General features: G+C 69.0%; 1 pseudogene. It reads right to left on the reverse strand.

Annotation, left to right across the window (positions count from 1 at the left end):
* Positions 1–1075, reverse strand: a pseudogene (locus NS4_RS30930) (condensation domain-containing protein); the annotation flags it as partial.

Consider the following 1075-nt stretch of genomic DNA (forward strand, 5'->3'; position numbering starts at 1 on the left):
CCTCACGCTGCCGCGACAAAAGATCCGCGAACGACTCACTCCGATCCAGCTGCGTCCGGAACACCAGCGTGTTCACGAACATACCGATCAGATCGTCGAGGGCCTGCTCACCCCGACCCGCCACCGGGGTACCGATGGTGATGTCGTCTGTTCCGGACAGCCGCGACAGCAGCACCGCCAGTGCGGAGTGCACGACCATGAACAGGGTCGCGTTCTGCTGCCGGGCGACCCGCTGCAAACCGGCATGGATCTCGGCGTCGATGGCGACCTCGACCCGGCCACCGGTGAACGACTGCGCGGCCGGACGCGGCCGATCCGACGGAAGATCCAACTGGTCGGGGATCCCGGCCAGCGTCGACTGCCAGTACCCGACCTGCTGTGCCGCCAGCGACTCCGGATCGCTTTCGTCACCGAGCAGTTCGCGCTGCCAGATGCTGTAGTCGGCGTATTGCACGGGCAACGGCGCCCACCGGGGCACCTCACCCGCGACCCGAGCGGCGTAAGCGGTCATCAGGTCCCGGGTCAAGGGCCCCGCCGACGAACCGTCGCCGGCGATGTGGTGGACCACCATCGCCAGGACGAACTCACCGGAGACAGCCTCACCCGTGGCCGGCGCCCCGGCATCGCCGGTCCCGCCCACCTCGAACAACGCCATCCGCAACGGCACATCGGCCGTGACATCGAAGGTGGCCGACGCCAGCTCCGTCACCGCCGCCACCACGTCACCGGCGGCCACCGCGCGCAACTGGAGTCGCGGCGTCGCGTCCGCGGCCGGCAGCACCACCTGCACCGGACCCGACTCGGTCTCCGGATACACCGTCCGCAAAACCTCGTGCCGGCCCACCACATCGGCAACAGCCGCGCCCAACGCGGCGACATCGAGATCGCCCGACAACCGAATCGCCATCGGCAGTTGTAGGCCGCCGACGCCTGATCGAACCGGTTCAGGAACCACATCCGCTGCTGCGCCAACGACAACGGCACCCGCTCCGGACGTTCCCGCGGCGACAACACCGGCAAGTTGTCCCGGCCACCAGCGGATTCCGCCGCAGCGGCCAACGCCGCCACAGTGGAC

Source organism: Nocardia sienata NBRC 100364 (assembly GCF_001613205.1).
Taxonomy (GTDB): Bacteria; Actinomycetota; Actinomycetes; order Mycobacteriales; family Mycobacteriaceae; genus Nocardia; species Nocardia sienata.